The 24,086-nt window shown below is 45.5% G+C and carries 21 protein-coding genes; 7 read left to right on the forward strand and 14 right to left on the reverse strand.

The window, feature by feature from the left end; translation table 11 throughout:
• Positions 1–138 precede the first annotated feature (138 nt).
• The 11 genes from F453_RS0100665 to F453_RS0100715 all read right to left on the reverse strand — a co-directional run bounded on the left by F453_RS0100665 (position 139) and on the right by F453_RS0100715 (position 10,977).
• On the reverse strand, positions 139–1,164 hold the full coding sequence (locus F453_RS0100665; protein WP_025789837.1) for a glycosyltransferase family 2 protein: 1,026 nt from the start codon (positions 1,162–1,164) through the stop codon (positions 139–141).
• Positions 1,165–1,188: 24 nt separating this feature from the next.
• On the reverse strand, positions 1,189–2,529 hold the full coding sequence (mtaB, locus tag F453_RS0100670; protein WP_018966266.1) for a tRNA (N(6)-L-threonylcarbamoyladenosine(37)-C(2))-methylthiotransferase MtaB: 1,341 nt from the start codon (positions 2,527–2,529) through the stop codon (positions 1,189–1,191).
• Between the two features lie 50 nt (positions 2,530–2,579).
• Entirely contained in the window at positions 2,580–3,440 is an 861-nt protein-coding gene (locus F453_RS0100675) for a phosphatidate cytidylyltransferase (RefSeq protein WP_018966267.1), read from the reverse strand.
• Positions 3,441–3,618: 178 nt separating this feature from the next.
• Positions 3,619–5,628 (reverse strand): ATP-dependent zinc metalloprotease FtsH, encoded by a 2,010-nt coding sequence (ftsH, locus tag F453_RS0100680; protein ID WP_018966268.1) that lies wholly within the window; start codon positions 5,626–5,628, stop codon positions 3,619–3,621.
• 48 nt (positions 5,629–5,676) lie between these two features.
• The gene (rsfS, locus tag F453_RS0100685; RefSeq protein WP_009235315.1) at positions 5,677–6,036 is read right to left on the reverse strand and encodes a ribosome silencing factor; all 360 of its coding nucleotides are present in this window, start codon (positions 6,034–6,036) and stop codon (positions 5,677–5,679) included.
• Between the two features lie 264 nt (positions 6,037–6,300).
• Positions 6,301–6,981 (reverse strand): Crp/Fnr family transcriptional regulator, encoded by a 681-nt coding sequence (locus F453_RS0100690; RefSeq protein WP_018966269.1) that lies wholly within the window; start codon positions 6,979–6,981, stop codon positions 6,301–6,303.
• Between the two features lie 65 nt (positions 6,982–7,046).
• Positions 7,047–8,075: an FAD:protein FMN transferase gene (locus tag F453_RS0100695; protein ID WP_025789836.1), complete on the reverse strand. Its 1,029-nt coding sequence runs from the start codon at positions 8,073–8,075 to the stop codon at positions 7,047–7,049.
• 140 nt (positions 8,076–8,215) lie between these two features.
• Complete coding sequence (locus F453_RS0100700; RefSeq protein ID WP_026292399.1) at positions 8,216–8,911, reverse strand: DUF6048 family protein; 696 nt, start codon at positions 8,909–8,911, stop codon at positions 8,216–8,218.
• On the reverse strand, positions 8,862–9,353 hold the full coding sequence (locus tag F453_RS0100705) for a DUF6452 family protein (protein WP_025789835.1): 492 nt from the start codon (positions 9,351–9,353) through the stop codon (positions 8,862–8,864). Before F453_RS0100705 ends, F453_RS0100700 begins: the two co-directional genes overlap by 50 nt.
• On the reverse strand, positions 9,341–10,303 hold the full coding sequence (locus F453_RS0100710; protein WP_018966273.1) for a glycosyltransferase family 2 protein: 963 nt from the start codon (positions 10,301–10,303) through the stop codon (positions 9,341–9,343). Before F453_RS0100710 ends, F453_RS0100705 begins: the two co-directional genes overlap by 13 nt.
• 155 nt (positions 10,304–10,458) lie before the next feature.
• On the reverse strand, positions 10,459–10,977 hold the full coding sequence (locus F453_RS0100715; RefSeq protein ID WP_018966274.1) for a DUF4199 domain-containing protein: 519 nt from the start codon (positions 10,975–10,977) through the stop codon (positions 10,459–10,461).
• 1,837 nt (positions 10,978–12,814) lie between these two features.
• On the opposite strand from F453_RS0100715, the gene F453_RS0100720 reads away from it, so the two are divergent.
• The 6 genes from F453_RS0100720 (at position 12,815) to F453_RS0100745 (ending at position 19,930) form a co-directional block, all read left to right on the forward strand.
• The gene (locus tag F453_RS0100720) at positions 12,815–14,194 is read left to right on the forward strand and encodes a LysM peptidoglycan-binding domain-containing protein (RefSeq protein ID WP_018966275.1); all 1,380 of its coding nucleotides are present in this window, start codon (positions 12,815–12,817) and stop codon (positions 14,192–14,194) included.
• Between the two features lie 3 nt (positions 14,195–14,197).
• Positions 14,198–14,944, forward strand: a complete 747-nt coding sequence (locus F453_RS0100725) for a porin family protein (RefSeq protein WP_025789834.1) — start codon at positions 14,198–14,200, stop codon at positions 14,942–14,944.
• A gap of 105 nt (positions 14,945–15,049) precedes the next feature.
• A complete protein-coding gene (locus tag F453_RS0100730; protein WP_018966277.1) occupies positions 15,050–16,723 on the forward strand; it encodes a peptide MFS transporter in 1,674 nt (557 codons plus the stop codon).
• Between the two features lie 527 nt (positions 16,724–17,250).
• Positions 17,251–17,991 (forward strand): (Fe-S)-binding protein, encoded by a 741-nt coding sequence (locus F453_RS0100735; RefSeq protein ID WP_018966278.1) that lies wholly within the window; start codon positions 17,251–17,253, stop codon positions 17,989–17,991.
• A complete protein-coding gene (locus F453_RS0100740) occupies positions 17,988–19,358 on the forward strand; it encodes a lactate utilization protein B (protein ID WP_018966279.1) in 1,371 nt (456 codons plus the stop codon). The genes F453_RS0100735 and F453_RS0100740 overlap by 4 nt, the downstream gene beginning before the upstream one ends.
• Positions 19,355–19,930, forward strand: a complete 576-nt coding sequence (locus F453_RS0100745; RefSeq protein ID WP_018966280.1) for a LutC/YkgG family protein — start codon at positions 19,355–19,357, stop codon at positions 19,928–19,930. Before F453_RS0100740 ends, F453_RS0100745 begins: the two co-directional genes overlap by 4 nt.
• A 215-nt stretch (positions 19,931–20,145) precedes the next feature.
• Here the strand turns inward: F453_RS0100745 and F453_RS0100750 are convergent, their stop codons facing one another.
• A complete protein-coding gene (locus F453_RS0100750) occupies positions 20,146–21,084 on the reverse strand; it encodes a ribose-phosphate pyrophosphokinase (protein WP_009235332.1) in 939 nt (312 codons plus the stop codon).
• A 61-nt stretch (positions 21,085–21,145) separates the two neighbouring features.
• Positions 21,146–21,763, reverse strand: a complete 618-nt coding sequence (locus tag F453_RS0100755; RefSeq protein WP_018966282.1) for a thiamine phosphate synthase — start codon at positions 21,761–21,763, stop codon at positions 21,146–21,148.
• Between the two features lie 89 nt (positions 21,764–21,852).
• Here F453_RS0100755 and nspC point away from each other — a divergent pair, with 89 nt between their 5' ends.
• Complete coding sequence (gene nspC, locus F453_RS0100760; protein ID WP_018966283.1) at positions 21,853–23,025, forward strand: carboxynorspermidine decarboxylase; 1,173 nt, start codon at positions 21,853–21,855, stop codon at positions 23,023–23,025.
• A gap of 313 nt (positions 23,026–23,338) precedes the next feature.
• Here nspC and F453_RS0100765 read toward each other — a convergent pair whose 3' ends face one another.
• A complete protein-coding gene (locus tag F453_RS0100765) occupies positions 23,339–23,824 on the reverse strand; it encodes an Lrp/AsnC family transcriptional regulator (RefSeq protein WP_018966284.1) in 486 nt (161 codons plus the stop codon).
• Between the last annotated feature and the right edge of the window lie 262 nt (positions 23,825–24,086).

Genomic DNA, 24,086 nt, shown 5'->3' on the forward strand with positions numbered 1-24,086 from the left:
AACAAAACCGTGTAACGCCTGCAAAATAGGGAGAAGAATGTGTGCAATGGGGTGGTGGGGAAGCGTGGAATGGGGTGTTAAAAGCCGCTTTGTTCGGTGGCTATAAGCCCTTGCGAATGTCTTGGCAAGGGTTTTTCTTTACTTCTGTGGTAGAGAATCGAAGGTGCGCCTGCCTCTTACGTAGTATTGCCACAGAATGGCGAAAGGGCTATTGGGGTTTTCGGCGTGTATGGTTTTGGTGTTTTGTATCTCTGCGCGGTCGGTGTCGAAGCTGTGTTTCCATGCGTTGAAGTCGCGACGTGCCTTGATAATGGCTTTGAAGTCGCCCCAATTTCTGTTGACAATGAGGGTTTGCAAGGCCGCAATATAGTCTAAAAATAATCGCCAAGTCATAACCTTGCGCATCTGTGAAGAGGCAAGGTTCTTGTAAAGCATAGTGAGATTGTTGCGGAAGTTGAGATAGGTTTTCATTGGGTTTACCTTAGGCAACGTGCCGCCACCTACGTGATAAACCGTACTTTCTGGTATACAGAATATCTTTTTACCCATAAGTCTCAATCGCCAGCAGAGATCTATCTCCTCATTGTGGGCAAAAAAGCGGGGGTCGAGACCGCCCACGGCCCAATAGTCTTTGGCTCGCACCATGAGACAAGCGCCTGTTGCCCAGTGTATTTCTTGGCGGTAGTCGTACTGTCCTTCGTCTTTTTCAACGTGTTCGAATATTCGACCGCGGCAATAGGGATAGCCCAAGCTGTCGATAAAGCCGCCCGATGCACCGGCATATTCAAACGCTTCTTTATCGTGCATGGCTAAGAGCTTGGGTTGACAGGCTGCGGTGTCGGGGTGGGCGTCCATCTCTTCGATGAGCGGGGTTAGCCATTGGTGGGTAACTTCAACGTCGGAATTGAGCAACACGTAGTATTCGGCATCTATTTGAGCCAGTGCCTTATTGTATCCTTCGGCAAATCCCCAGTTCTTTTCTAAGACGATGGTTCGGCAATGAGGAAAATGCTGGGCGAGATAGGCCAATGAATTGTCGGTTGAAGCGTTGTCGGCAACGTATACCACCGCATCGTTACGCGAATGGCGCATAACGGAAGGCAGATATTGGGCTAACATTTGCTGCCCATTCCAGTTCAAAATAACGATCGCGACTTTGTCCATGGCTCAATTCTTGTGACGAAATTATTATATAAGTTCTACCTTTACTGCACTTTTGTTGTGGTTGAATTGGGTTAACCTAACGGGCAGCAGTTGGTTGTCGAATTCATCTTTGGCTAGTCGGGCAGGCAATTCAACGCGCACGTAGTTGGGGGTGAAACCATGCATGGCCTTTCCTTTGGCTGCCTTTTCAAAAAGCACTTGGCTTTGTGAGCCGATCTGTGAGGCATAGAAAGCTTCCAATTTCTCGTCGGATAGCTCCAAGAGTAGTTTGCTGCGACGGCGCTTTTCGGCATCACTAACCACGTAGGGGATGCGAAGGGCAGCTGTTCCTGGACGTTCGCTGTAAGGGAATACGTGCAACTGACTGATGTCTAATGATTTCAGAAAATTGTAGCAGCCTTCGAAATAGGCGGGTTCTTCGCCACGCGAGCCCACCATGACGTCTACACCTATGAAGGCATTGGGTATTCGTTGCTTAATAAGCTGCACCTTATGGGCAAAGAGGGCGGTGTCGTATCGGCGTTGCATCAGCTTTAAAACCTCATCGCTTCCGCTTTGTAAGGGAATGTGGAAGTGGGGCATGAAAGCCCTACTGGTTGCACAATAGTCGATAAGTTCGTCGGTAAGCAGGTTTGGCTCGATGCTGCTGATACGAAAACGCTGTATACCCTCAACCTGATCGAGTGCCTTAACAAGGTCGATAAAGCGCTCGTTGCCTTCGCCCTTAAACTCACCTATGTTCACACCAGTTAGTACAATCTCTTTTCCGCCCTCGCTGGCTGCGTCTTGTGCTTGCTGAACCAGCGATGAAATGGAGGGGTTTCGAGAAAAGCCACGTGCGAAAGGGATGGTGCAATAGGTACAAAAATAATCGCATCCGTCTTGCACTTTAAGGAAATATCGGGTTCGGTTGCCACGACTACAACTGGGGGCAAAGGTCTTGATATCTTTCGTTTTCACCGAGAAATGGCGGTGTAAAGCACTGCCACGTTGTCCGTCTGCCCATGCATCGTTGAGATATTGTATGAGGTTGGCTTTTTCGTTGCTGCCCAAAACGAGGTCGACACCTTCGATGGCGCTAACCCTTTCGGATTCGAGTTGAGCGTAACATCCTGTTACTACAACAAAAGCTCCTGGGTTTTTGCGCACCATACGGTGAATAATCTGCCTACATTTGTGGTCGGCTACCTCAGTAACTGAACAAGTGTTGATGAGGCAGATGTCTGCGGGCTCACCTTCGTTAGCGGTTCTAACACCCATATCTTGGAGCATTTGTCCGAAAGTAGAGGTTTCCGAAAAGTTTAGTTTGCAACCTAATGTGTAGTAAGCAGCTGTTTTACCCTGAAAAGCTGAACTGTCTATCATATAATATAAGTGAGAGAATGCACCACGGTGGGGTTTTCTCTGCGGTGTTGTTAAAATAGTGTTAATGAATAGAGATATACCACAGATGCTGGTATAGCCATGAATGAAGAGTCGAAACGGTCGAGCATTCCACCATGGCCAGGTAGAATGTTGCCGCTGTCTTTGATGCCGAGTGTACGTTTGAAAAGCGACTCTACAAGGTCGCCCCATGTGCCGAACACCACCACTACAAGGCCTAAGCCTAACCATTGGGGGATGGTGAGGTTGATGGGGGCATCTGATTGGCTTTCAAGATAGCCAATCAGGACTGCAACAAGCAACACAAGAATACCTCCTCCAATGCTCCCTTCCCAACTTTTGGCGGGTGAAACGCGCGGAAAAAGCTTGTGTTTGCCAAAGAGCGAGCCAGAGCAATAGGCCCCAGTGTCGTTGGTCCAAAGGAAGATAAATACGCTAAGGGGAAGCAGATAGTAAAAGTATATCTGGTTATCGGCTTGTCTGAATGCCAGCACATTTATCATTGAGAGGGGTAGGGCGATGTACATTTGCCCAAACATAGTGTATGCCCAGTTGTTGATTGGGTCTTTGGCCTTGGTGTAAAGTTCGCTAACGAAGAGATAGACAATGGTAAGCAGGTAGGGTACGAACACGGCATTGGTGGCAATAAAGCCACTATTAACACCTGCAACGGCCAAGAAGAAGTATGTGCCTGCAACGGTTGATATGAAGCGATTTACGCTAGTGCCCTTGTTCTCGTTAACAAGCCCTGTGTATTCCCAAAGGCTGAGCGACGTTATAAGTGCGAAAACAAACACCATACCCACAGGGCGTAAGAAACAAGTAACCATGATGGCCACGAAAAGAACACCTGTTATGGTTCGCGTAATCAAATTCTTAATCTTTGGAGTCATTGTCTTCTCTTTTTTCGTCGTTATGTAATGGCAACTTTTGAAGTTGTGTTAAGTAATCCTATTCGTTGTATTAGCACTATGGAGCTTACCTTGTTTATTTATGTGAAGAGGAAAAATGCAACAATGTATCGCCATTCATCTGTCTCGCAAGCAAGATAGACGAATGGCGACTGTCATGTTATTGTTCTAGTTCACGCAGTCTGCGATGTTCTTCCTCGGCTGCTTTCACCTCGTCGGGCATGTCTTCCAGCTTCGGTGTGTTGTCTTCTATGATCTCTTCTGACCGACTAACCCATGGTCGTTTGCCGAAAATCTCTTCAACGTCTTCGGCGAAAATCACTTCACGAGAGATAAGCAGGTCGGCCAGCTTGTTATGTCCGTAGCTGTTTTCTTGAAGTATTTTCTTCGCGCGGTCGTATTGTTCGTTCACCATCTTCATCACCTCATCGTCGATAACCTTCGCCGTTGTTTCTGAATATGGTTTTTGGAACTGGTACTCTTGGTTGTTATAGAAGCTGATATTTGGCAATTTGTCGCTCATACCAGCGTATGCCACCATGCCGTATGCACTTTTTGTGGCTCGTTCCAAGTCGTTCATCGCACCTGTTGAGATATGTCCTGTGAACAATTCTTCTGCAGCACGCCCGCCCATCAATGCGCACATCTCGTCAAGCATTTGTTCTTTGGTGGTTATTTGGCGCTCTTCGGGTAGATACCATGCCGCGCCCAAGGCTCGCCCACGTGGCACGATGGATACCTTTACCAAGGGGTCGGCATGTTGGCAGAACCAAGACACGGTGGCGTGTCCTGCTTCGTGCAAAGCGATTGTGCGCTTTTCGGCGACGGTCATTATCTTCGTCTTTTTCTCTAAGCCACCGATGATTCGGTCTACGGCGTCAAGGAAGTCTTGCTTACCCACCGTTCGGCTGTTATGACGTGCTGCGATCAAGGCTGCCTCATTGCAAACATTGGCGATGTCGGCCCCTGAAAAGCCTGGCGTTTGACGCGAAAGGAAGTCGATATCAACGGTAGAGTCCACCTTAACGGGGCGGAGATGAACCTGAAAGATTTCCTTACGCTCGGGTAGGTCGGGTAGATCTACGCTTATTTGTCGGTCGAAACGTCCGGCCCTAAGCAGTGCGCTGTCGAGCATATCGGCACGGTTGGTTGCCGCAAGGATGATAACACCGCTGTTAGTGCCAAATCCGTCCATCTCTGTAAGCAGCGCGTTGAGGGTGTTTTCTCGCTCGTCGTTTCCACCCATTGAGGGGTTTTTGCTCCTGGCACGGCCAACGGCATCGATTTCGTCGATGAAAATGATGCAGGGCGATTTTTCTTTGGCTTGGTGGAAGAGGTCGCGAACACGGCTCGCACCTACACCCACAAACATCTCAACGAAGTCAGAGCCGCTCATGGAGAAGAAAGGTACGCCTGCTTCGCCTGCAACAGCTTTAGCCAAAAGTGTTTTACCCGTTCCTGGAGGTCCAACGAGTAATGCACCCTTGGGGATTTTACCACCAAGGTCGGTATATTTCTGTGGACTTTTAAGGAAATCTACAATCTCTTGAACCTCTTGTTTGGCTCCTTCTTGTCCTGCAACGTCTTTGAAGGTGATGCCTATTTCATTTCCCTTTTCGTACATCTTGGCCTTGCTTTTGCCTACGCTAAACACGCCCGAGCCACCACCAGCTCCGCCACTACCCATTCTGCGCATGATGAAAATCCAAATGGCGATGAGGGCAATGAATGGAACGATTTGGATAAGGATGTCGGTGAAATGTCCACCTTTATCGTTATCGAAAGCAAAGTCTTTGATTTTGCCAGCTTTTTGAACCTCGGTAAGGTATTTTTCGAGCTCGTCGGTCGAGCCGAACTGCACACTAACGTATGGTTTCTCGCCCAATTGCTTCGGATCTTTGCCAAAAACGTCGCGCACGTTAGCAGGCTTAACAAACATCTTAATTGTTCGCTGCTCACTGTTTACCACCACGTTGTTGGCGTAACCCTTGTTCACATACTCCTTAAATTTGGTGTATGTAGCTTCTTGCTTGGCACTTCCAGCCATCATGTTGCCTCCTCCTGTGAAGAAGAGTAAACCCAATGAAAGGATTATCAGTCCGTAAATCCAGTTCATGTTGAAGCGGGGCATCTTAGGCTGCTTATTGTTGTATGGTTGTTTGTTACTCATAATTGAATTGTTGGTGACACGAACATTCCATCAAACGCTGTGCCAATTTTAATCAATGTCAGTGAGGTGAGTTAGTTTTGCATCGGCCCAAAGGTGCTCCAGATCGTAAAAGGATCGCATTTCGGGCATGAAAACGTGCACGATAACATCTACAAAGTCTATTGCTACCCATTGGTTTAGTCCCAGCCCTACGGCACTTGTGGGCTTATCTTTGAGTTCTTTGCGCACGGTTTCGCCAATAGATTCGGCAATGGCCTCTACCTGTGTTGGCGAGTTTCCTTGGCATATAACGAAATAATTGGTTATTGCACCCTCTATTTCCTTTAAGTCGGCTACAACGATATTGCTACCTTTTTTCTCTTGTATTCCTTTAATAATGGTGTTTACCAAATTGTTTGTTCTTGTCATTCTTATGTTGATGTAATAGCTTTTAAGCTACAAAGTTAAGGTTTTTTATTTGATTAGGCGTGTGTTTGCCCTTATATTTGACTTGAAAACGCAAGAATAGAAAAACTTTGGGATAAGCTTTCATCCTTTTTGAGTAAGGTTAGGGTGTAGTAGTTTCGCTTAAAAAAGGATGAAATTTTACCCTAAACTGATGTGCGTATGTTTGTGAAAGTTTAAGCAAATAGCTTGGAGGCGCTTGTGGAGAAAGTCTGGTGAATCACACGGTTACCCCAACCCTGCTGCCATTCTTTCGAGCATAGGTATAATAATGCGACCCCGTTTGAGTTCAATTAGACCTTGTGTTTGCATGTGATTGAGAACTCGCGAGATATTTAGGCGACTGTCGTTCATCTCGTTTGCAAGTTTTTCCATCTTGATTTGCACAAGTTTTGGACCTGCGGGGTGTATGCAATGTGAAGTGAAGAAACGGGCGATGCGGTGTTCAAGGCCATTATAGCAATGACGCCATGGTAAACGTGCTGCCTTTTGAGCTTGTGTGGAGATGGTGTTGAGCAGATTAAATTTAAAGATAATAAAGTCGTCGGCTAGCCTTAAAACTTCTGATTTACTGAGTAGCAGTAGGCTACATGTAGTTTTAGCAACGAAGGTGCGGGTGTAGCGGGGCGATATGCCGAAAAGATTTTCGGGCTGAAGGATGAATGGGGCGCCTATCTCTTCGATGAAGATGTAGCTGTTGTCATCGGCTTGCGATCTCACTTCCATTTGTCCACTGAGCAAGAAACTCAGATGAGCGCATTCGTCTCCCGCGTTTACAATCGTTTCACCTGCCTCCTTTTGTGCAAAGTTGAATCGTGTTTGGCCAATCACGGCCATGAGATCGTCTTTGCTCATGCCTTGAAACATGGGCAATTCCATTAGCTTGCTATATAGTGGAATGTGTTGCATGTTTTATATATTGCTACTATAAGGCTTTTTCTTGCTACATATAGGAATGGCTTGTAGTGAGAGCTTTAGTTTTGTATCTTGTCTTTTAGTGAGGGTGAAAACCACACAGCGTTTTTCCCATTCTTGTCGGAATAGATAAAATAGGCCATAAGTTCAGGATGCCGTTCAAGTACTTTTTGGGCCTTTTCGAGTCCTAATACCATGAAGGCAGTGGCGTATGCATCGGCTTCGGCGCAGTTGTTGGCTAACACAGTCGATGAAAGGATGTTGTGTTGAACGGGATAACCCGTCAGGGGATCGATGGTGTGGGCATATTTTTTACCATTCTTATAATAGAACTTTCGGTAATTTCCGCTCGTTGCCATTGCCTTATTGGTTACATTCAGGATAGTTTGCAGTTCTTGGTTCACATTCAATGAGTCATCCGTAGGTTTTGTTACACCCACTTTCCAAGGTAAGCGCTTTTCGCTGATACCGCGTGTGACGATTTCTCCACCAATCTCTACCATAAAGTTTTCTATGCCTTTGCGTTTTAGTAGGTTAGCAACTACGTCGCTGCCATAACCTTTGGCGATGGCACTAAAGTCGAGCATCAGGCGTGGGTCTTGCTTCTTGATGCGTCCATTAGTGTAGGCTACCTTTTGGTAGCCGCTGAATTGTTTCAAGCTGTCTATGACTTGTGGAGTGGGGAAAGTTCCATTTTTAAAGCCGAAGCCCCACGCGTTGACCAGCGGAGCAACGGTTACATCGAACGCCCCCTGCGTTTCTGTGGATACTTTATTTGCTAGTTGAAAGACGTCGATAAACATCTCGTCGGGTTGCACCTGTTCGTTGAGATTGATTTTGGAGATGATGGAGCCTTTATTATAGGTAGACATAGACTGATCTATGGCGTTAAGGGCGGCCATAATTTCCTTGTTCAGGTTCTCGTTGCTTTGGTAAATGATGCTGTATGTTGTGCCGAAGACTGTTCCGCGATCGTGTTGGTAGGGCGCATCTTGCTGTTGCTTGATGATGTAGATTGTTCCTGTAATCAGGAACAACAGAAAAGGAATCTGCCAAAGAAGGCGCCGTTTTCTACTTGGAGTGGTCATTTGCATTTTTGTTTAGTGCTTATTCTCTTATCTGCCATATTAATATATAGGCGTTATTATGGCGTATCTTGTAGGACTGAAGATGGCAAGCGTGTGACGTAGTTTCTTACCCTTTTATATTGCCAAGAGATGAAATTAGCCTACAAGTTAATGATAATGTTGAACGTCCCACCCAATCGGGAGTTACCTGTTTTACCGAAACCGGGCACATACCATACGTTTCCAGCTTCGCCATCGTTGTGTGTAATACGTCGTCTGTAGCGTGCCGACCATCCCAAATGTATTGGTCCCCATATCTTGGCGTCCACGGCGAACACCAATTCTGCCCAATGGCACGTGGCTGAAGCATTGTTAATCTCAATGTCGGCAGGGTCTTGCCATACGGGGTCGGTCAATGTAGGATTAGCCGCATCGTACTTGAACGAGGTATAGGCATACCTTGCACCTACATAAACGCGATAAATGTCGTGCTTATTCTTCAAGATGTTGAAGTCCATTCCCACCTTGCCGTATGGTGCGGAGGTTTTATAAACCACGTGAGTAACGGGATCGTCTTCATGATTGGCTTTACCATAGCCCAGCTCAAAGATCGGAAAATACTTGTCTTTGAGGTTAATGCGCAGTGCGGCTTCGTACTGCCCATAGTCGCTTACGGCCAGTTGTATCGGTCCGACAGCATCAACCATGACCTGTAAGCCACGGAAAAAGCGTGTAGTGTCGGCATGTTCGGTTTGCGGTTTCAACCCTTGTGCACTGGTCGACAACGCGGCAAAGGCGAGTAAGGCACTAATGACCGCTCTTGAAATAGATGCGGAAATGTGGCGATGAAGTGTCATACGTAACGTTTGGATTGATGAGAACAACGGAGTCGATGGCGTGATGCGACGTGCTAACGGCCGTTATCGTGTGGAAATAAGACATGGCACAATCCACCGATTCGAAGTGTGGGGTGTTCGTTTTGCTTACCCTGATAGTATCGCGAACAGTGCGTCCAAGAGTGTCTTTCAGCAGAATGAACAGTGCGTCTTGGTCGCGCGTATAACTCATGGGTAGGCTGAAGCTCGTTGTTTTTACTCCTTTATTATATATAATGGTGTCTTGTCCGTCGCGTCGGGCCGTAAGAATGGTCAACGTGTCGGTGAGATTGTCGGGTTTAAGGCCTCCACCTTTCATCAATACGTATTGAGAATATACCGTATTATTGAATGGACAGTCTATCGACGAGCATGCTGCCAGCACCGCCAAGACAAATATGAATATGGGAATTAGTCGCCGCATCTTATCTCCTCCTCTATTTGGTAGTCGTTTCTTCCTTGCGAATTGCGGCTGATAAGGTCGCCCAAGAAGCCTGCAAGGAAGAGTTGCGTGCCTATGATCATCGTTGTTAGCGATAGATAGAAGTAGGGCGAATCGGTTATCAGTCGTTGAGGGATGCCTTGGGTAAGGCAATATAGCTTGTCGGCACCCAATAGGCAAGTGGCGATGAAGCCCAAAAGGAACATCAGTGAGCCTAGCAAGCCGAATACGTGCATGGGCTTTTTACCGAAATTGCTAAGGAACCAGAGGGTGATGAGGTCTAGATAACCGTTGAAAAAACGGTTCAGTCCAAACTTGGAACTACCATACTTGCGAGCTTGATGTTGCACCACTTTCTCGCCAATACGGCCGAAGCCGGCATTCTTGGCTAGGTAGGGTATATAGCGGTGCATCTCTCCATACACCTCGATGTTCTTCACCACAGCCTTGCGATAGGCTTTTAGTCCACAGTTAAAATCGTGCAGGTTTTTTATCCCACTTATTTTTCTTGCCGTTGCATTGAATAATTTGGTGGGAATAGTTTTGGAAAGCGGATCGTAGCGTTTCTGTTTGTAGCCCGAAACGAGGTCGTATTTCTCCTCGGTAATCATGCGATAGAGTTCGGGAATTTCATCGGGCGAGTCTTGTAGGTCGGCATCCATGGTGATAACCACGTCGCCTTTTGCCTCCTTGAAACCGCAATAGAGGGCAGGACTTTTACCATAGTTACGTCTGAACTTTATGCCCCGAACATGTTCGGACTGTTTGCTCAGTTCATTTATCACCTCCCACGAGCGGTCGGTAGAGCCATCGTTGATGAAAATCACTTCGAAACTGAAATGGTTGTCGTTCATCACCCGCTTAATCCAAGTATAGAGTTCGGGTAGAGATTCGTCTTCGTTGTATAGGGGTATAACTACAGAAATGTCCATTGTTGCTTGTGTTGTCTTATCTGTTATATTACTTAATCGTTAATTTAGGTGGAAGTGGGGTGTTGAGCTTTTTCTGGCTTTCTTTGCGTAAGCTTTTCTTTCGCTAGCTGTTTTTGTCCTGTAGCAGCTTCCACTTCGTTGCTGATAGACTTAATTTATTGCCTTCGTTTCATTCCAAATGCAGCAATGATGAGACTTAGGAAAAAACCTATCAAGACATTTTGGGTAAAGAAAAGGAATACTAACTCGATGGGCTGAAGTGTGCCAAGAAGTTTTACCGACTCTTGCATCTGGGCTTCATTCATGCCCATTTGCTGATAAGTGGTGCCAAATGATTGTATCGAGTCGCGCATCATGTTAATGAGCGATACAGGGTCGTAGAAACGAATGTAGAGGTATTGAACCAAGGCGAAGATCAGTGAGGCGTAAACGAAGGTGTGCCATGAGTATGCCAGCGCACGTCGATAAGATATTTCACCGTCGAGAGCATTGTTACGGAACGCGCGCAACCGCCACGCCACAACGAATGGCGTGGAAAGTGTAAGGACGTTTCCTACCATGGACTGGGGTAGCTTCATGGTGAACAAGAAGGATACAATCCATACTAATGCCAAGATGGCACCATCTTGGCGCGCAAACGCCTTGAGTTGTTTCAATGATTCTAGAAAGTTCATGTCGTGCAAAATTACGTATTTTTTATTATATATTGCGCGCTACGCGCGGAAAACTAACAAATCTCTTCAAAGTATAATGTTACTCTGCATCATCAAAAAGGCAGGCTGATGTCGCATCAGCCTGCCTTTCATTAAGCTATGAAGTATTATTGATTGATAAAAACGAGTTCATTTCAGTTAAGGTGTCAGTCACCAATGAAAGGTATGCACCCCCATTTCTTTTCGCCATCAGGATGTATGCTTACAACTTAAAGGTGTTTGTAGATAGTAGCCTGTGGTGGAAAATTGCAAGGCTATTCTTTTTTCGACTTCCTTGATTTCTATAAAAATGTTTCAACCTCGCAGCAACAATGTTGGCGTGTCTTCATGCTTATCTGCTGGTTGATGTTTTTATTTCTGTGATTTGTGTCCACAAATGGATAAGAGAGTTGTTAATGACCTTCTCGGAAGCGTATGGCGTGATTGCATCCGCTGATTGATTATATAGTTATGGTTGTTAATGACTAGTTGGGTGATGCGCTCATGATTTTGCTGTGTGAGTTAACGCCCCGTTGGATGGGGATCAAAACGCCTCGTTTATAAACGTAGCGTTTTGAGTTACCCATCTCGAGGCTTCAGGCTAATTTGTTTTCCCCATCATAGTGATGTGAACTAACGTTGTGTATGTCCATGGCATATTAAGGCGTCTTTGCGCTAATGCGCTTCAAGGATGTGTAATGGTATTTTGACGTCGGATAGGTCAAACACATAGGTTGGGAAACATTGCCTTGGTTTTCATGGTTTCGATATATTTATATGGTATTTAGAAATATAAATGTCTTTCTTGTGGGTTTAGTTAATATTAATAAAAGAGGATGGTGAAATAACGTCGAACCTTATAAAGGAGCGTTTCTTAAACTACACCATTTGGGGACGAACAATTTGTTGTCGATTAGCACATTTGCATGTGCCTAACACCTTGTTTACATTTCATCATTTCTCTTTTCATTGGCTTCCAATTTAATTGTTTGATTAAACAATATTCAAAATTCTTTCACGTCCACAGAAATAATTCTGTTTCACTTCGCAAAATTAAACATAATATTTGAACTGTCAAATAAAAAGGACGAAAAATATTAAAAAAAATATTGTTGCATACATGTTTGTCTTCTGTAATCTTATAGGAAATGTTTGTTTTTGACCAATATCGCGATAATGATAAACATAAAATGTGAGGTGTGAGGTTAATAAATGTATGAGAAGTAAAGGGGATTATAAGACGAATTATGCATAAATGGAGGCTGGTTGATGGTTTAGCTGTACTTTTATATCAAGTTTACACATTATTATATATAGGTATGTTTTTAAATAATAGCGCATTGTTGGACAAGATTCTTTTTGTGGGAAACATTCTTCGTTGGCTTTTTCCCTTTATCTAATTAGTTCTCTTTATCTTTCATCTTTCAGAGAGCGTGCCTTCCCGTCATGGCAATGTTGAGGCAAGAAAAACCTTGCTTACTTGCCTTAGCGAAAACATATCCTTTTATTTGGATGCTTCATTGTGTTCTTTTAAAAACTAAGTGAGGTCTGCTTAGATAAAGACTAAGGTCTATTGAATGTCATTAGTAGCACTCAGCTGTGGTGTTTCATCTGGCCTATATAATTTAAGGAGTAGCTCGTAACAATGATACATTTTACACGATCTTTTGCTACAGCACCCTCACTGTATGTCCTCACATAATTGGTACAATTGCCTTTCTACATGTCAGAAATGTAGAATAGTCCGCAATAAATTAAAAAAATCATTGTTCATTCTTTCAAAATCGTTATCTTTGCAGTAACCAATTTTGGAAGAACAATGACAAAAGCTATTATCAGATATCTGTTCCTACTGTTTGTGGCCTTTCTTTGCACCACTGCTGTGGCGCAAAACCTGAAGTGGCGCGACATGTACCAAGTGAAGAAAAAAGACACGATTTTCGGTATCGCGAAGAACTACGGCCTCACGGTGGACGAACTAATCAATGCCAATCCGGAGATGAAAGTGGCAGGATATGAGCTGAAAAAAGGCGACTATATCTTTATTCCATATCCAGCGAATACGGATCCAAAGGCTGCCACGACTAAGGCTGCCACCACCCCGCAACCCCAAACCGTAGCTAAGACTACGCAGAGTCAGCCCACTAAGACTATTAAAGTGGGTGTCGTACTGCCTTTGCACGATGTGGATGGCGATGGGAAACGGATGACCGAATACTATCGTGGCTTTCTTATGGGATGCGATAGCCTGAAGCAACAAGGCTATTCTATCGACGTTCACGCATGGAACGTACCAGCAGACGCAGATATTCGCCCTACGCTTCAAGATGCCAGCATACGCAATTGCGATGTTATCTTTGGCCCGCTGTACACCAAACAGGTGAAGCCACTATCTGATTTTTGTAAAGGAGCGGGCATAAAGCTGGTTATTCCCTTTTCTATCTGGGGCGATGAGGTTAGCCGCAACTCTGAAATATTCCAAGTGTACCAATCGTTAGACGAATTAAACAACGCCTCGATAGATGCTTTTATCAGTCGATTTGGTAACCAGCATCCCGTATTTATCGATTGCAACGACTCCACAAGTAAAAAGGGTATCTTTACCTTTGGACTTCGCAACAGGCTAAACGCTCGTGGTGTAAAGTATAGCATCACAAACTTGAAGTCGAACGAAGAACTTTTTTCCAAAGCGTTCAGTCGCACACAACCCAATGTTGTTGTGTTGAACACGGGGCGTTCGCCAGAGCTGACGGTGGCTATAGCGAAACTTAAGGCACTTGTAGCAAGCAATCCTGGTGTGGTGGTTTCACTTTTCGGCTATACCGAATGGTTGATGTACACCCGAAACAACCTCGACAACTTCTACATGTTTAACACCCATATTCCCTCCACATTCTATTATAATCCGCTTTCGGCGAAAACACAGCATCTGGAAAATGGCTATCGTCGCTGGTTTGGTTTGGAAACGCTCTACGCCTTACCTAAGTTTGCGCTGATGGGCTACGATCATGCCCAATTCTTCATACGCGGGCTATATAAATATGGTAAGGCTTTCAATGGCACTAAGCCCCAAAACGTATACACACCTTTGCAAACACCACTCGACTTCAAGCGTGTTGGCAGTGGTGGAATGCAAAATCGTGCATTCATGTTGGTGCGTTACACCAACGACAAGAAGATAGAATTAATCAATTATTGACGCATGAGAATAAGAGCATTGGCGATTATTGCCACGTGTTTGGCTACCTCCTTAATGTGCAAGGCTCAAATAGGGGCATACCGCAACAATTTCTCAATTGGCTTCAATGGTGGTTATGTGCTGAGCAACGTGGGGTTTAATCCGCGCGTAGACCAAGGCTATCATGGTGGCATTACAGGTGGTTTGTCTTTTCGTTACGTGTCGGAGAAGTACTTCAACACCATTTGCTCCATCTATGCCGAGGTAAACTACGCCTCGCTCGGATGGAAACAAGACATAAGAGACTTGCATGACAACTCCGTAGTGAATGCCACCACGAACTTGCCCGAGGAATATAGTCGCACGATAAACTATGTGCAGGTACCTATTTTTGCACATCTAGCATGGGGTAGGGAAGCGCGCGGCGCTCAGTTTTTCTTCCAGGTGGGCCCACAGATGGGCTTTTACCTCAGTGAAAGTACTAAAACAAATTACGACCCATCTACCCGTAACCTCACCGATAGGGCCAATAAGGTTACCGAACAAGAGTCGATGTCCGTGGAACGGAAGTTCGACTACGGTATAGCTGCAGGTCTAGGAATGGAATATAGCATTCCTCGCGTGGGGCACTTCCTCTTGGGAGCACGTTATTATTACGGACTTGGCAACATCTATGGCGATAGTAAGCGCGACTATTTTGGTCGTTCTAACTTTGGCAATATTGTTGTGAAGATGGCTTATTTGTTCGACTTAACACGCACAGTCAAGTAATGTGCGGCCTAAACATCCCACTGGCCGAGGTTGGATCAATACTCACTTTCCTAGGAAAATACAACAACTAGAATATCATTCATTAAAAACTAAAAATTAACGATTATGTTTGAAGGTCAACCGAAAGGACTTTATGCATTGGCATTAGCCAATACGGGCGAGCGCTTTGGTTATTACACGATGCTTGCCATCTTCACCCTCTTCTTGCAAGCCAAGTTTGGTTACACGGCCACAGAGACGTCTACCATCTTCGCTAGCTTCCTCGGGTTCGTCTATTTCATGCCACTTATTGGCGGTATTTTAGCCGATAAGTTTGGTTATGGCAAGATGGTCACCTCGGGTATCGTCATTATGTTTTTGGGTTACGTGCTGTTAGCCATCCCCACAGGTGCCGATTTCTCTGGTAAAGCTATGATGTTTGGTGCATTGGCACTGATATCGTGTGGTACGGGCTTGTTTAAAGGCAACTTGCAAGTAATTGTTGGTAACCTCTACGACAATCCCCAGCTGAGTTCCAAACGTGACACCGCCTTTAGCCTTTTCTACATGGCCATCAACATTGGTGCACTTTTCGCTCCTACGGCAGCTACCAAAATCACCAACTACGTGTTGGCTGGCTCTAATTTTACCTACGAGCCGCAAATACCTTCATTGGCACACCAGTTCTTGGATGGAACAATCAAGCCCGACGGTAGTGTATTGCTCGAACAATTGAAGGCAGCACAAGGCTATGCTGGCGATATGGCTAGCTTCTGTACCACCTACATCACGGAGCTTTCTCGCGCCTACAACTATGGATTTGGTGTGGCTTGTATCTCGCTTATCGTGTCGATGGCCATTTACATCGTGTTCCGTTCCACCTTCAAGCATGCTGATGTGAACAACAAGCAAAAGGCTGCCAAGGCCGAGAATGGTGCTGCTGCCGAACCCGAATTGAGCCCTGCAGAAACCAAGCAGCGCATCGTTGCCCTGCTGTTGGTGTTCGCTGTGGTTATATTCTTCTGGATGGCTTTCCACCAGAACGGACTTACCATGACCTTCTTTGCCCGCGACTACACCGCCAAGTCGGTTGTTGGACTTAACCGTTTGGGCTTCGATATTCTTAACTTGGTGCTCATTGTGGTGTCTGTTTATAGCGCATTCTCGCTCTTCCAGTCTAAAACTTCCAAGGGTAAGACCATTGCAGCGTTGGTGTTGGTTGGCGCTATTATTGGCATAGTGACTAACTACTCATCGTTAGAGGCCGAAATCAAGATCTTACCTCAGATATTCCAGCAGTTCAATCCTTTCTTCGTTGTGGCTCTCACGCCAGTGTCTTTGGCTGTGTTTGGCTATTTGGCGCGCAAGGGTAAAGAGCCTTCTGCTCCCCGAAAGATTGGTTACGGTATGCTTATCGCAGCTTGTGGCTTCCTTGTTTTGGCCATTGCCTCATTTGGTTTGCCCACTCCAACCGAAGTTAAAAACTCGGGTATCAGCGACAGTCAGCTTGTTTCTCCCGACTGGCTTATATCTACCTACCTTGTACTAACGTTTGCCGAGCTGCTACTTTCGCCAATGGGTATCTCTTTTGTGTCGAAGGTTGCGCCTCCCAAGTATAAGGGCATGATGATGGGTGGCTGGTTCGTAGCTACGGCTATAGGTAACTATCTTGTTGCTATTATTGGCTACCTGTGGGGCGATATGCAACTGTGGATGGTGTGGAGCGTACTTATCGTCTGCTGTGTACTCTCTGCACTGTTTATCTTCTCAATTCTCAAACGTTTGGAGAAGGTTTGCTAAGGTTTTATGCCATATAAATATAGAAAGGGGTGCACCATTTGGTTGCACCCCTTTTTGTTTAGGTATGGTGGCAAACTTAATGTTATTCTCAAACACGAAGGGGCTTACGAATGGTGTAGTAATATATCTCCTGTAATGCACTTCGCGGCCAATTGGCTTACAACATTTCATCCTAGTTTCGCTATTTTCTTTTTTCTAAGCCAGTACAAAGGCCTCTGTAGGGTGACTACAAGCCTTTTGTAGTGCCACTACAGTTTGTTTGTAGTGCCGCTACAACTTGTTTGTAGCCTCCGTACAACTTGTTTGTAGCCACCGTACAGCTGTTTTTGTACTGATACGAATAGTAATACCTATTGACACAATGTGTTTCCGATTATAACATGAACGCTTTCTATACGCTGCTCTTAAACCTTGTTTTCCGCCTTTCTTCGTTAAATATCCTCAAATGCAGAGCGTTTTGAAAGCGGACAGTTATTTGTTGGCTTTTTTTTACTACATTTGCAAATAAACATTTAGCGAAGTATAAGATGAGAGTCGGTTTATTTGTTCCTTGCTATGTAAACGCCTTATATCCTGAGGCAGCGGTGGCAACATACAAGTTGTTAAGGCATCTTGGGGTAGACGTTACTTATCCCTTGAAGCAGACTTGTTGCGGTCAGCCCATGGCCAATGCTGGCTTTGATAAGAAGGCCATACCACTGGCCGAAAAATACGAGAATATGTTTAAGGAGTTCGATTACGTTGTTGCTCCGTCAGCGTCGTGTGCAGCATTCGTAAGAACACATTATCCCCGTTTGCTTAGTGGTGAAAGCCACGCCTGCGAAACGTCTACAAAGACGATGGATATTGTGGAGTTTCTACACGACATCCTTAAAGTAGAGGCGCTTCCTGGACGCTTCCCCTTTGTGGTGAGCGTGCATAACAGCTGCCATGGTGTTAGGGAATTGGGGCTTTCTGCACCGTCTGAATTGAATATTCCCACCTATAACAAGATTGTAGACCTGCTCCATTTGGTAGAGGGAGTTACTGTAAAAGAGCCCGAACGCAAGGACGAATGTTGTGGATTTGGTGGTATGTTCGCCATAGAAGAGCCCGAAGTGTCGGTGAAAATGGCGCACGACAAGATACAACGGCACATTGACACTGGGGCGCAATACGTAACGGGACCCGACAGCTCGTGCTTGATGAACATGGAGGGGGTAGCTAGAAGAGAGAAAAGCCCCATTAAGTTTATTCACATTGCACAAATTTTAGCCGCAGGATTATGAGTACCTTACATTCTAGAAAAGCCGCTTCTGCATTGAAGAACGTGGAAAAGATAACGCGACATGACCAAACTTTTTGGTTGATGCGCGGCAAACGCGACCTCATGGAGTACAAATTGCCCGAATGGGAGAGCCTTAGAGAGCATGCAAGCGAAATAAAACGGCATACGGCTACACATCTGGACCTGTATTTGGAGCAGTTTTCTAAGAACCTAGAAAACAATGGCGTGATTGTGCATTGGGCCGAAGATGCGCGAGAGTTTAATCAAATCGTGCTAGAAATATTAGAGAAACACGGGGCGAAGAAACTGGTGAAAAGCAAGTCGATGCTTACAGAAGAATGCGAGTTGAACCCTTATTTGGAGGCTCAGGGCATCCATGTGGTTGAAACAGATTTGGGCGAACGCATCTTACAATTGCTTGATGAAAAGCCTAGTCATATCGTGGTGCCGGCCATTCACGTTACGCGTGAGGAGGTGGGAGAATTGTTTGAGCGTGAGGGCATAAGCAAAGAGATTGGCAATTACGACCCCACTTACCTCACACAGTGTGCTAGGCACAGCCTGCGTAACGACTTTTTGGATGCCGATGCCGGTTTGACGGGCTGTAACTTTGGTGTTGCCGAAACGGGCGATATTGTGGTTTGTACCAACGAAGGCAATGCCGATATGAGCACATCTATGCCTAAATTGCATATTGCCGTAATGGGATTAGAGAAGGTTATACCCGATTATCGTTCGTTGGCCGTGTTCCAACGTCTGCTATGTCGTAGTGCAACAGGGCAACCTTCAACTACTTACACCTCGCATTTTAGGAAGGCACGTCCAGGAGGAGAAATGCACGTGGTGATTGTTGATAATGGAAGGAGCGACATGATTGCCAACGACGAGCATTGGCAAACATTGAAATGCATCAGGTGTGGTGCCTGTATGAACACGTGCCCAGTGTATCGACGCTCCACAGGTTACTCTTATTCTTACTTCATCCCTGGTCCGATAGGCATCAATTTGGGCATGTTTAAAAGCCCACAACAACATAGTGGTAACCTTTCGGCCTGTTCGCTCTGCCTGTCGTGCGACAACGTGTGTCCCACGAAGGTTGCTCCTGGTTCGCAGGTGTACACTTGGCGGCAGTCGTTAAGTGACTTGGGACTTGCTAGCTCTACCAAAAAGCTTATTTCTAAGGGCATGTGCGTGGTGTATTACAATCCTTCGCTGTTCAGTACATCACTTAAATTTGCCCCCATCGTTAACCATTTGCCGCGTTTTTTGGTATATCACGGGCTGAATGATTGGGGAAAGGGCCGAGAAATGCCCGTGTTTGCCAGCGAGTCGTTTGAACAAATGTGGAAGAAAGGAAAGGTGAAATGAAGAAGGAAGACTTGTTTGAGAAGTTAAAACGCAATACGCATGTGCATTGCGATATGCCCGACATGAACATGACAGGTATTGTTTACGACGACCCCTTAGCACAATTTTGTGAGACGGTGGTCGCTGTTGGCGGTAAGGTTGCCATGTTGGCGGATGGCGAAGATGTGAACGAAGCCATCAAACGGCTATATCCCGATGCCAAGGTTTTTGCCTCTAATTTATCCGAAATAACCATTGCCACGCTAAATCCCGATACCGTAGCCGAGGCACAAGACCTTAATGGTACGGATGTGGGCATACTTCGGGGTGAACTGGGTGTGGCTGAAAATGCTTGTGTTTGGGTTCCGCAAACGATGAAAGAAAAGGCGGTGATGTTTATTAGCGAAGAGTTGGTGTTGTTGCTCGACCGAAAGAAGCTTGTGAACAATATGCACGAGGCCTATACGAAGATAGCGATGAACGACTATGGTTACGGCTGTTTTATTAGCGGACCATCTAAAACGGCCGACATCGAACAAGCTTTGGTGATGGGTGCACAAGCGGCACGTGGCGTGACAGTGTTGTTGACATAGGGTACACTGCCATCTGCTGTACCCTTATAATAAGGTGTTTTCCCTGCGAAGGCGATGGTGTGCGACTCGGCCACATGCTAAATGACTTTTAAAGCACTTGTTTACGTCACGCCATTAGGCACTGAACAAGAAAATCTGGCAGCAAGTTTGGCCTTAACCAAACCGCTGCCAGATTTTATATTTGATAGATGTATGCGGCAAACCGCACACCTATATTATATCAGGTATTGTGAAGAAATACTCTGGTTTGACTCAACTCGGCGAATGGTTTCAGCAAACATATCGGCTACCGACAGCTGTTTTACTTTCGCACAGTTGTTGTTGTAGGGAATAGAATCCGTGAAAACGATTTCTTCTAGTGTTGAGTTTTGCACTCTTTCAGAGGCAGGTCCGCTCATCACGCAGTGCGAAGCGCAGGCTCTAACACTCTTAGCACCAGCGGCAATCATCACGTCGGCAGCCTTTGCAATCGTTCCTGCGGTGTCTACCATGTCGTCGATAAGCACCACGTTTTTGCCTTCTACTTCACCGATAATCTGCATGCTCTCCACCTCGTTGGCGCGTGCGCGGGTCTTGTTACATAGCACCAAGGGACAACCTAGGTACTTAGCATAGGTGTTAGCACGCTTACTGCCGCCCACATCGGGTGAAGCAATAACCAAATTATCGAGTTTAAGGCTTTCCAAATAGGGCAGGATTACGGCCGAAGCGTAAAGGTGGTCGACGGGAATGTCGAAGAAACCCTGAATCTGGTCTGCGTGGAGGTCCATCGTGATCAAACGATTGATACCGGCAACGCGCAGCAAGTCGGCAATAAGCTTAGCCCCAATGCTAACGCGGGGTTTGTCTTTGCGGTCTTGTCTTGCCCATCCGAAGTAGGGGATAACGGCGTTAATGGTTCTTGCCGAAGCCCTCTTGGCAGCGTCAATCATAAGGAGCAACTCCATAAGATTGTCTGAATTGGGGAACGTGCTTTGCACCAAGAACACGTCTCTGCCACGTACTGTCTCTTCGTAAGATACTGCAAACTCGCCGTCTGAGAAGTGTGTCACCACCAGTTTGCCCAAGGGACAACCAAGACTAGCGCATATCTTTTCGGCAAGATACATGCTTTTCGTGCCTGAAAAAATTAAAAAAGAGTTTTCTTCACTCATTTCTTTAATGGTTTTATATGTGATTGATTGTTATCTCTTTGCCTTAATAAATAAGTAAAAGCTATCCTACAACCTTTTGGTAGTTTCGGAAAAGGGCGAGCAAATCGCGAAAGTCGGTGCCATTGTGTATGTCGAAGCGTTTCCAAAGGTCGCTGCATACCACCACACCACCAAAACCCAGTTCCTTAGCCATCCGCACATTGTCGATGTCTATCCCACCTAGGGCATATACTCGCTTGTCTATAAGTCCCTTGTCGGCTGCTTCTTCCAACTGCTTAACCGAGAAACTGGAAGGCTTGTCGGCATCACCCGTACAGCTGAATATACGGCGTAAGAAGACGTAATTGCTGCTTTTCTTCATGTCTTTTAGCAAGCTGAGGTCTTCGCAGGTTCTACTTACTTTCCCCCTGATGCCGTTTGGCACAAATTCCGTTGGTCTATTGAGGTGTATTCCAGCCAAGTCGTATTCGTTTTTTAGCCTAAAATGCTCGTGTACCACAATCTTATCGTGGTATCCTTCGGGTACTAACGATAGTAGCCTTTCCGAGAAAACGAGTTGTGAACCAGGCTTATATAGGTGCAACTTGTCCATTCCCTCGTCGAAAAGGGCAGTAAGTATCTTGTCTTCCTCTACAAAGAATGTAGATTTTGTCATAATTACGAGCTTCATTGCAGCCATTTATTTCACATGCAAAAGTAGGAATTTTATGGCAAACCTGCAATTTAAACAATATAAAAGTTAACTTTGCATTCGCAAATCATTGAGATATGAGAATAAACTTAGATACTTTCGAAGAAGTACGCAGCCCTATGTACATAGTGGAGGAAGCCAAATTGAGGCGCAATTTACAGCTAATTGCCTCGGTGGCGACAAGGGCCGATGTGGAAATTATACTTGCTTTCAAGGCTTTTGCCTTGTGGAAGACCTTCCCCATCTTTAAAGAGTATATCCGTTCTACCACTGCCAGCTCCCTGTCTGAGGCCAAATTGGCCTTCGAAGAGTTTGGTTCGAGGGCGCATACCTATTCTCCGGCATACACCGATGATGAGATTGGAGAGATAGCCAACTGCTCCAGCCATCTCACTTTCAACTCACTGACGCAATATGAACGGTATGCCAAACTGGCAAAAGAACGTAATGAAGATCTGTCTTTTGGTTTGCGCGTCAACCCTGAGTATTCCGAAGTAGAAACAGACTTGTATAACCCGTGTGCTCCAGGTACGAGATTTGGGCTTTCGGCAGAGCGATTGCCAAGCCAATTGCCTGCCGACATCGAGGGCTTTCATTGTCATTGTCATTGCGAAAGCGGTGCCAATGTGTTCGCTAGAACCTTAATGCACATCGAAAGCAAATTTTCTGGGTGGTTTCCTGCATTAAAATGGATTAACTTTGGTGGTGGCCACCTGATGACACGTAAGGATTATGACGTTGAATTGCTTATCAATACGTTGCGTTCGTTTAAGGAACGTTATCCCCATTTGCAGGTAATACTCGAACCCGGCAGTGCTTTCGCATGGCAAACGGGGCCACTTGTGGCACAAGTAGTAGACGTTGTTGAAGATAAGGACATACAAACGGCCATCTTAAACGTAAGCTTTACCTGCCACATGCCCGATTGTTTGGAGATGCCTTACCAACCTGCGGTTCGCAATGCGAGGTCGCTTGAATTGGAGGCAGCTGTGAATGGCTCTTCGAAAAACATTTACCGACTGGGTGGCAACAGTTGCTTGTCGGGCGATTTTATGGGCTCGTGGCAGTTCGACCATGCTTTGGCTATTGGTGAGAATGTGATATTTGAAGACATGATACACTATACCACGGTGAAAACCAATATGTTTAATGGTATTTCTCATCCGTCATTAGCCATTGTTCGTACGTCGGGCGAACTCGAAATACTGCGCACTTACGGCTACAAAGATTATAAAGCACGGATGGATTAAGGTATGTCCTGCACATTTCCAATTGCATTTCAGATATGGATTACCGATTAGGCCTTCGCTAATTCTTGCTTTTATTTGTTGTCTTTTGCGACACTTATTCTATTCCAAAGAGATGTGTATTCCTGTCATGTCAATGCTTTAGAATCGGCTAAAATAGTTTTGTGCACATTGATGTGCATATACCACAACACCCCACTTTAACCCGATAACGGATAAAGTGGGGCGTTGCAGTCGATGTATATAGAATGAGCGGGGTGTACTTGGAATATTCGTTAATGGTGGTTAGACCATTATGGGAGCTCCCTTTACAAACTTAAGCTTCCTCTTCTTTCACCACAACCTTGTCTACAGATACCTGTCTGTCGATAAGAGCGTTAAATGAGATGATGGTTTCGCTACCCGAAAGGCCCAGTGGTTGTAGCTTGTCGTGGATGATTGACATCAAGTGGCGGTTATTGGTGGCATACAACTTGATGAAGAGGTCGTAGTGACCAGTGGGCACATGACATTCAACCACCTCGGGAATTTTCTCTAATGCCTCGGCCACCTTGTCAGAACTGCTGGGATCTTTGAGGTGAAGTCCTACGTAGGCGCACGTTTCGTAACCCACCTTTTCGGGTTCGAGAATAAACCGTGAACCTTTTAACACTCCTTGGTTGAAGAGCTTTTGAATGCGCTGATGTATCGCTGCGCTACTAACTTTGCAGATACGCGCCACTTCTAAGAAAGGAATGCGTGCGTCGGCCGAGATAAGTTGAAGTATTTTCTTATCTAAAAGATCTAAACTATGATGCGACATATTTATTCAATTTATTTGCAAAGGTAATATATAAAAATGAATTTGGCAAATAACGAGTTAATCAGAAAAGTTTTTTTTACTTTTTGTTTAGTTCTATTCAATGTTAATTTTGTTATCCAAATAGCTGTAAGACAGGGGCGTGTACCAATTCGCCCTGTTGTCGATCTTGTTGTGTTAGGCTGCAAAATAGCCTGAAACCACTTCATGCGGAACGAGAGAAAAGAATGCCAAAAGGTATCGGTCGCTGGTAGATATGACGTTT

This window comes from Hoylesella loescheii DSM 19665 = JCM 12249 = ATCC 15930, assembly GCF_000378085.1.
Classification (GTDB): Bacteria; Bacteroidota; Bacteroidia; order Bacteroidales; family Bacteroidaceae; genus Prevotella; species Prevotella loescheii.

What these genes read in the sequence shown, in the direction of transcription:
- F453_RS0100665 (WP_025789837.1), bottom strand. Translation starts at nt 1,164, where the DNA reads ATGGACAAAGTCGCGATCGTTATTTTGAACTGGAATGGGCAGCAAATG.
- mtaB (WP_018966266.1), bottom strand. Translation starts at nt 2,529, where the DNA reads ATGATAGACAGTTCAGCTTTTCAGGGTAAAACAGCTGCTTACTACACA.
- F453_RS0100675 (WP_018966267.1), bottom strand. Translation starts at nt 3,440, where the DNA reads ATGACTCCAAAGATTAAGAATTTGATTACGCGAACCATAACAGGTGTT.
- ftsH (WP_018966268.1), bottom strand. Translation starts at nt 5,628, where the DNA reads ATGAGTAACAAACAACCATACAACAATAAGCAGCCTAAGATGCCCCGC.
- rsfS (WP_009235315.1), bottom strand. Translation starts at nt 6,036, where the DNA reads ATGACAAGAACAAACAATTTGGTAAACACCATTATTAAAGGAATACAA.
- F453_RS0100690 (WP_018966269.1), bottom strand. Translation starts at nt 6,981, where the DNA reads ATGCAACACATTCCACTATATAGCAAGCTAATGGAATTGCCCATGTTT.
- F453_RS0100695 (WP_025789836.1), bottom strand. Translation starts at nt 8,075, where the DNA reads ATGACCACTCCAAGTAGAAAACGGCGCCTTCTTTGGCAGATTCCTTTT.
- F453_RS0100700 (WP_026292399.1), bottom strand. Translation starts at nt 8,911, where the DNA reads ATGACACTTCATCGCCACATTTCCGCATCTATTTCAAGAGCGGTCATT.
- F453_RS0100705 (WP_025789835.1), bottom strand. Translation starts at nt 9,353, where the DNA reads ATGCGGCGACTAATTCCCATATTCATATTTGTCTTGGCGGTGCTGGCA.
- F453_RS0100710 (WP_018966273.1), bottom strand. Translation starts at nt 10,303, where the DNA reads ATGGACATTTCTGTAGTTATACCCCTATACAACGAAGACGAATCTCTA.
- F453_RS0100715 (WP_018966274.1), bottom strand. Translation starts at nt 10,977, where the DNA reads ATGAACTTTCTAGAATCATTGAAACAACTCAAGGCGTTTGCGCGCCAA.
- F453_RS0100720 (WP_018966275.1), top strand. Translation starts at nt 12,815, where the DNA reads ATGACAAAAGCTATTATCAGATATCTGTTCCTACTGTTTGTGGCCTTT.
- F453_RS0100725 (WP_025789834.1), top strand. Translation starts at nt 14,198, where the DNA reads ATGAGAATAAGAGCATTGGCGATTATTGCCACGTGTTTGGCTACCTCC.
- F453_RS0100730 (WP_018966277.1), top strand. Translation starts at nt 15,050, where the DNA reads ATGTTTGAAGGTCAACCGAAAGGACTTTATGCATTGGCATTAGCCAAT.
- F453_RS0100735 (WP_018966278.1), top strand. Translation starts at nt 17,251, where the DNA reads ATGAGAGTCGGTTTATTTGTTCCTTGCTATGTAAACGCCTTATATCCT.
- F453_RS0100740 (WP_018966279.1), top strand. Translation starts at nt 17,988, where the DNA reads ATGAGTACCTTACATTCTAGAAAAGCCGCTTCTGCATTGAAGAACGTG.
- F453_RS0100745 (WP_018966280.1), top strand. Translation starts at nt 19,355, where the DNA reads ATGAAGAAGGAAGACTTGTTTGAGAAGTTAAAACGCAATACGCATGTG.
- F453_RS0100750 (WP_009235332.1), bottom strand. Translation starts at nt 21,084, where the DNA reads ATGAGTGAAGAAAACTCTTTTTTAATTTTTTCAGGCACGAAAAGCATG.
- F453_RS0100755 (WP_018966282.1), bottom strand. Translation starts at nt 21,763, where the DNA reads ATGGCTGCAATGAAGCTCGTAATTATGACAAAATCTACATTCTTTGTA.
- nspC (WP_018966283.1), top strand. Translation starts at nt 21,853, where the DNA reads ATGAGAATAAACTTAGATACTTTCGAAGAAGTACGCAGCCCTATGTAC.
- F453_RS0100765 (WP_018966284.1), bottom strand. Translation starts at nt 23,824, where the DNA reads ATGTCGCATCATAGTTTAGATCTTTTAGATAAGAAAATACTTCAACTT.